This is a genomic window from Streptomyces sp. NPDC002306, from assembly GCF_053593435.1.
This window is the reverse complement of sequence record NZ_JBSFCK010000056.1, coordinates 22558-29546: the sequence shown is the minus strand read 5'-3', so window position 1 is coordinate 29546 and position 6989 is coordinate 22558. Positions and strand designations below refer to the sequence as shown.

6 protein-coding genes are annotated in these 6989 nt (G+C 64.0%); 4 read left to right on the top strand and 2 right to left on the bottom strand.

All coding sequences use genetic code 11. The features are described 5' to 3' along the window. The first annotated feature begins 1119 nt into the window (after nucleotides 1-1119). Entirely contained in the window at nucleotides 1120-1677 is a 558-nt protein-coding gene (locus tag ACWCQK_RS38705) for a hypothetical protein (protein ID WP_451163416.1), read from the top strand. A gap of 663 nt (nucleotides 1678-2340) precedes the next feature. Here the strand turns inward: ACWCQK_RS38705 and ACWCQK_RS38700 are convergent. Next, nucleotides 2341-2685, bottom strand: a complete 345-nt coding sequence (locus tag ACWCQK_RS38700) for a helix-turn-helix transcriptional regulator (protein WP_451163414.1) — start codon at nucleotides 2683-2685, stop codon at nucleotides 2341-2343. 130 nt (nucleotides 2686-2815) lie between these two features. Between ACWCQK_RS38700 and ACWCQK_RS38695 the strand changes: the two genes are divergently transcribed. Further along, the gene (locus ACWCQK_RS38695; RefSeq protein ID WP_451163412.1) at nucleotides 2816-3553 is read left to right on the top strand and encodes an anti-sigma factor antagonist; all 738 of its coding nucleotides are present in this window, start codon (nucleotides 2816-2818) and stop codon (nucleotides 3551-3553) included. A gap of 487 nt (nucleotides 3554-4040) precedes the next feature. Further along, complete coding sequence (locus ACWCQK_RS38690) at nucleotides 4041-4349, top strand: PRC-barrel domain containing protein (protein WP_451163410.1); 309 nt, start codon at nucleotides 4041-4043, stop codon at nucleotides 4347-4349. A gap of 540 nt (nucleotides 4350-4889) precedes the next feature. Here ACWCQK_RS38690 and ACWCQK_RS38685 read toward each other — a convergent pair. Continuing rightward, a complete protein-coding gene (locus ACWCQK_RS38685) occupies nucleotides 4890-5327 on the bottom strand; it encodes a hypothetical protein (RefSeq protein WP_451163408.1) in 438 nt (145 codons plus the stop codon). Nucleotides 5328-6151: 824 nt separating this feature from the next. Between ACWCQK_RS38685 and ACWCQK_RS38680 the strand changes: the two genes are divergently transcribed. Next, entirely contained in the window at nucleotides 6152-6691 is a 540-nt protein-coding gene (locus ACWCQK_RS38680) for a DUF5994 family protein (protein ID WP_451163420.1), read from the top strand. The last annotated feature ends 298 nt before the right edge of the window (nucleotides 6692-6989 follow it).

The following is a 6989-nucleotide window of genomic DNA, read 5'->3' as shown; positions in this document are numbered from 1 at the left end:
GGCGTCGCTCGATATCGAGCGACGCCCGCCTACCTATTTATGGCGCCTTTCAAGCCCAAACTGACGCCGCGCGAATCGGCAGCGTACCGTGCCATGAATTTGGGGCCCGGATTGATTCCTTGGCCACGCAGGCCTTGCGGCGAACCACATAGGACGCATGGATGATCCTCCGGGGCTCGACTGTTCCCCGGGGCGCGACCTCGTTGCGCGCCTGACCATCCGGATAACAGTGCCCCTGACGACTTGGCCACCACAGCGACAGTGATCCCGGCATCTCGCGAGGCGCATTGCGCGCTCACGCTTGGATCTGCGCATCCTCAACCAACATTGCGCATAGTGACGTGGACCCTACATTCGCCGTCAAAGAACATCCCGGCCGGCGCCCTCACCGTGACCGCGGCACAACAACTCGCCGCGATCGCCGGGCACGACCCCACCCTCCCGTAATCCCCACCAAGATCGACGAGTTATTGAGCTTCTTCAGAACGGCCACCGATCGGGTGACGTCCAGGGGCGCGGGCCGGCCCGGCCCGGCCCGGCGGTAGGCATCCTGTTCATCGACGTCGTCAACACTCGGAGGCTTCTCACTCGAGGGAGGGGCGGCTGAAGAAGCTCATTGATCGGCAGGCCCCTGGGGTCTGTGCCCGCGATGGCGCAGCCGACCGCAGAGCACTCTGCCTCTGCCACCGCTTAGGACCAGCCCGCGGCGGACCAGGCCCGGCAGTGCGCGGTGCTGACGCGAGGGTGACTTGATCAGGCAGACGCTGGCAGACTGACGGCACATCGAAGCTCCGGTTCGGCAGGGCGACTTGAGAGGTCACCCGCTCCAACTGGAGCTTCGTTGTGTGAGGGACGGGTCGACGGGCAGTCGGCACACCGCCGTGACCTGCGAATTCGCAGCGTCACTCGGACTTTGAAACAGCTCTGGGCTGGCACCGTCCCACGTCATGAAGCACGACTCAAGAGGATCTTTGCAGCGGCAGGATCCAACCGACTGCTTCCTCATCGAGACCTAAATGATCATGAGTGGCTGATGACAGACCGGACCGCCACTGCGGGTTCAGCCTTCATCGTCGGGTGGCTCACCGGCCGAAGAAGGCCAGTGGCAGAATAGCCGCCATGTCCAATTCCTACGCACAGCCCATTCTGCGGACGGCCGATCTCGCGGAGGCCTTGCGCATTGTCAAGCGGCTGCTCGGGATCGCCGATCTCAGTGAGCTCGAAGTCGATTTCGAAGCACAGGTGTCTTCGACGCAAACCCTTTCTGCACTGCTGGAGTTGCTGCCGGATGTCGATTGGGGGGTGCAAGGAGACGTAGACGGCTCATCCAAAAAGGGAGACAATCCGTCGGAGAACCTCCCCATCTGGCTGCGGGCCTGGGCCATGCCGCCGGGAACCGTAGAACCGTTCCTCAATGCAGTGGGCGACGGTCCGGCCACAGTTCGGTGGGACTTCTCGGGCTGGCCTGCGGCCCGAGAAGTGGGCTTGGGAGAGGGGGGTACGAGGGGTGCGTTCGTGACGCTGTGCCTGAACGTCCGTGATCTCGAACTGAAGGAGCCCTCAACCGATCACACGATTTTCGTCCACGTCAAGCAGATCGAGGCTGAACGCGCGCCATGGCTCGCGGCTCAGGTCGACCTGACGGTGATCGGCGATCTGGTAATGGCACCGTACTGAGCGCCTGCCGTGCGTACAAGTGCCCCCGCGGAGGACGAAGCTGTCGCCCTCTGCGATCGCTCCCCAAGATCTGTGCCCGAACCCCGTTCTCGTGAACAATGCCAGGTACTGGTGATCATCGAATGGGCCACCAGCAGACGCTGGCTGATCGAACTCGTTGCCGGTATCCACCATGCGAGTGCCACCGACGCCACTACAGGACTGGTGGTTCGGTCAGAGGAACGGACTACCAGTCACCAAGACCAGCGCATCTCGACGCTCCCCCACTACTGCCCCGCAGGCATTCGCTCCCCCACTACTGCCCCGCAGGCATTCTCAGTACGTAGCAGTCTCATCTGACCCGCAGGACCGAAGGTCAAACCGCCTGCCGTTGCTCGAACTCGCCGCACGCATCTGCGATGCTGCAGGTCAACGACGCGCGGTCACAGCATCAGCAGTGAGACCTCACACCAGCCCGCAGGATCGGCTGGATGCACGCGCCCATGTCGTGAACGCGCAATGGTGCCGGCCTGCGGTAATGCGCCGCGCAACCCCCCGGCCATGAAGTTTGCTCACACCCCCGACCACGCAGGCCGCCGCCTTGCGCGGTCACTGCGCGGTCACTGCGCGGGCGATTGCGCAGCCCGCCTGCACAGTCGGTTCACCGCCGAACGGCCATGCCGGTCAGGGTGCGGTGTGCTCTTCGGCGCTCACCCTCGCCGGGCGGTCCGCATCATGGCGGATCAGGATCGCGAGGAGGTCGGCGACCGTGGCCGGGGTATCCGCGGGATGACGCAGGAGTGTGTCGGGGGCGACGCGGTACACGTTCGAGCGGCCTTCCCGGACATGGGTGAGGTACCCGCCCTCTTCCAGGTCCGCGATGATCTTCTGCACGGCCCGCTCGGTGAGCCGGCAGCGGGCGGCGATGTCACGGACACGTGTGGTGTGGTCCTCGGCGATGGCGGCCAACACTCGGGAATGGTTGGTCACAAACGTCCAGCCTGCATGCGATTCCGGCGCTCGATCCATCCCCCAAGCATACGAGCAAAGGTTCACGCATATCAAAGCATGAACAGATTTTCATGTATCAGTTGACGTGTAAGCGTGTGCGGGGTAATCCTGGGAGTGCTCGATAAGACAGCCTGTGCGGGAGCTGGACATGTCCCATCACACGACGAACTCTCCGGACGAGGGGCTCTGCTGCGAATGCGGCACCGCATTCGCAGCGACACAGACGCCGACACCGGTGTCCCTGGACATCGACGCGGCTGGCGACCGACTGGTAGTCACGGTCTCCGGTGAGCTCGACCTGGACTGCACGCAGCAACTGCAGCAGACCCTGAGCCACGCACTCGACCACGCGGCCACCGGACTGGAACTGGACCTCCAGGACGTCGCCTTCTGCGACTGCTCCGCCCTCAACGTCCTGCTGCGGGTACGCCAACGCGCCGACGCGGACGCCAAGAGTCTCATCCTGCGCGCCACCAGCCCGGCCGTTCAGCGCCTGCTCGCCCTCACCGACACCCTCGCCCTCTTCGCGACGGATCCGGCCGGCCCGGACGAGCCCCCCACCGGACCCTCACAGCCGGCGCGCCCAGCCAGCGCACCACCGGACAATGCAGACAGTGGCGACCTCGCAGCGGAGAACGCGCAGCTGCACCGGGCGCTGCGCACCCGCGCCACGATCGACATGGCCAAGGGCATGCTCATGTCCTCGTTCCACCTGACCGCCCAGCAGTCCTGGAAGGTCCTGGTCACAGCATCCCAGCGCAGCAACACCAAACTGCACCTCATCGCCGACGCCCTCCTGCAGACCACCAACGGCCACACCCTGACCGAACCCCTCGCCGGCCACCTCGCCACAGCAGTCCAGACCCACAGCAACCCGGCAACCTAAAACACCGGCCGCAATCCCCCGGCACGCACCCGAAAGCCGTCCGGGGGATCGCCGGGCGCTGTCGTCCATGCGCACGTGTTTCTGCCGCCTGGGCAGCCTCTAATCTCTGGCTGCGGTCACTGCCTGGTCTTCCGGCTCCACCTCCTGTTGATCACCGGTGGCTGCACCAGCTCGCATCAGGCGGCGTCGACGCGCTCATCTCCTGCTACCCCACCACCGAGCAGAACCGCACCGCTTGACCGCGCTACCCGGGCAGGTCCGAGCGCCGCTGCGAAGGGGTCGGCCGGGAGCACACGTCCGAGCTGCGCGCACCGCAGTATCGTTGGTCATGGGTTGGTTCACTCTCACGTGCAACCGCCCGGAAGGGCGGCTCCGGCGTGTTTGCGCCGGAGCCGTTGGCCCATGCCTCGTCATAGGGTCGCGCCCGGAAGGCATAGGACACCATCCAGGTAGGCGATAGCCGTGAGTGCGCGGCGACCATGATGTGGTGGACGCGAAGGGGCGCAAGAGCGGCGTGCTCGGAGCGATCTACGTGGACACCACCACCGACGAACCGGCCGTGGCCACCGGGCGGACCGGGCTGCCGACCCGTCAGCGCCAGGTTTTCGTCCCCCTCGACGAAGCAGTCCTCGGCCAGGCTGTCAAGGTCTCCTACGCCAAGAGCCTGGCGAGAAAGGCTCCTTCGATCGGCACGGCCGACATGCTGCCCGCCGAGCAGGAGAAGGGCATCTGCCAGCACTACGGCATGACCTACCAGCCAGGCGTGAAGGGCGAACTCCAACTCGCGCGCCGCTGAGCGACAGCGCCCGTCCAGCCCAGTCCCGTCCGGTCCAGCCCGAGGAAGGCGTTCAGACGATGGTGCTGTTCCTTCTCTCGTCCTCGTCGCCGTTGTCCTGGGGATCATCGGCGTGGCAGCCGCGGGCCTGGGATATCTGCTGATCATCGGCATCGTGGTTCTCGCGGCCGACGTGGCCATCGCCTACGTTCGATGGTCCCGGCGCTCCGGTCGTCGCTTCATCCGCTGACGGCGGGCATCGGGCGAGGCCCGCCCGGCACGCCGTGGAACGCGCGCCACGGTAACCGTCCATCGGACCCCGGTCAGGGGTACCCTGAAGACACCGAGGGCACTTCGTACACCGGCTTCGATGCCCGTGCCGTCCCCGGCGATTCACAACACCGGGCCGGTTCTGATCGGCCCGGGGCAGGGTCCGCGTGATGACCGCAACCATGTTCGACAAGCCCGCGGCCGAAGACCGGACCTCCCCCTCTTCACCGCCATCTCTCCGGCTGCTTCGGAAATCGGATGATATCTCAGCAGCCTCGCGTAGGGAAAAGTCTACTTGAGTGTCATGATCTGATTGCCGCCATCGCCATACTCACCCCAAAGCACAGTATGACCGTTCACGACCCCAACCCAAACGGTCGCATTACACCCATCACTAAATTGAAGCAGCACTTTAGTCTTCTGACGCCCTTTACTGGCGACCCAATCCCCATCGCCACTTTTTTCCTCAGCACCCTCTCCTGAGCAGCTAAAATATTCCAGCTTGAGTCGAGTCGCTTTATATTTTCCATCCCGCTGCAAGTCCAGGGTGGAAGATCCCGACTTCCATACACGAACAAGCGATGTAGTCGAAACGAAGCGCCCCTCCGGATATTTCTCATAATCTGTCGATACGTAACAACCAGACACCAAAAGAATGAGAGCAGGGAGAAATACGACAAAATAGGAAATTTTGTCGCGAATATGAACTATCCGGCAGAACTGCGTCACTTGTCCTCCTGTCACCTGGAGGCTGTATTGGGCCGCCCGTCGACTCAGTCAGCCCAATACAGCCTCCACCTTGGGCTGATTCTAGTTGAAGATTACCGTTCGGAAAGTAATCGTCATGGAATGCGAGAGACCCGCATGCCCGAACGCAATTACTCCATCGTTGTCATACCTCTGCACTGCACGGTCGGCCGCCGTCCCATAGCTCGTCGCGATATGCGCGAAGGATGACATCGTCATATTGTTGCTGATCGTGATTCGAGCCTGCACCCCATATGAGTTGGCTCGGAGAATCTTATAATTCGCCGTGTATGATCCGAGCACAGCAGTGGCACTGTTTGTGTCATTTGTAAGGAGTGACCACTGGTCGGTCAGAAACTGTCTGATCTTGCCCGACGTACTCTTAGATCCGATCGAGTATGACTCAAGGGGGCCGTCCGGATGACCTTTCGACCATTCCTGCATTTCGCTGGGCAGCGGTGACGTCGCTCTTCATGACCTGCTGGGCCACTGCACTGTCATCACCATATGTGGTAGCACCGTCAAGATTGCCTTGACAGATGTCGAGGGTGCACCTCCACGCAGCCCACTTAAGTCCAATCAGCCGGAGATCGGCGCCACCACCACCTAGTACTGCGTCCTCTGGATTACAGGTAATGAGGATCTGAACCGCGGCGCACTCACGTTTTTCAGCATAGCCAGGAGCTGCTATGCCTGGTGGAATGTAGGGAAGGAATTGCTGCTGGGGCCCAATGACAGGTCCCGTTGGCACGCCGAGAGGTCCCGAGCCAGCCGTGCCTCCTGTCGAAGGGCCACCGGATCCGTAGCTGGCGCCGACTGGCACGGCCCCCGCGCTGATCGACGGCGCATGGTGGCCACGCTCCCGCGACCTGACGGCCGAACTGCCCGCGCTCACCGCGGCTTTGGACCCGCTGTGGGGGCGGATCACACACGTCACCGTGAACCCCGCGTTCTGGCCGGTCATCCCCCGGAAGGTTCCCGTCCAGGGCCACGTGGTGAAGGTCGGCTGGTTCAAGGCCGAGCAGGACCCGCACAAGCTGCTGCTCTCCTACACCACCGGCCGCTGGGACCTGCTGGTGATCCCGCCCGAGACCGACGCCGTCACGGCCGCCCGGCTGATGTCCACAGCCACGGACCCGGCGCGAAAGCTCACCGCGAGCGGCCTGATCCAAGAGGTCGAGCTCTTCCGCATCGCCGCCGAAGCCGAGGCCGAGGCCGCCGCATGGGACTCGACGCGGGAAAGGGTCTGGGACTCCGAAGGCGGACACGATGCCCGCCGCCCCTCCTCCCCTGGCCCCGCCGAGGTCGCCATCGGAAGCGTGCCAATTCCGGCGGCGGCCAGGTGACAGACATGCAGTCGTCCCAGGCCAGGCGTGGGTGAACCGGCGGCTCGACGGCTGCCTGCGTAAGAGCGTGCTCCGGACTCTGCCTGTCCGCCTCAGCGTCCTTCGCCGTCCGCCGGGGTCACTTCAAGACCTCGTCCGTCTGGCGGCCGAACAGATCCCTGATCGAGACCGGGACCGATCGAGGGCGTCCAGCCGGGCGGGCATGATGGCGCGGCGCGCGTGACGCGGCATTCGGAGCCGGTGCCCCGCCTGGGTCCGTCCGACGTGCCCGCGGGAGTAACGTGGAGGCATCGAGAGC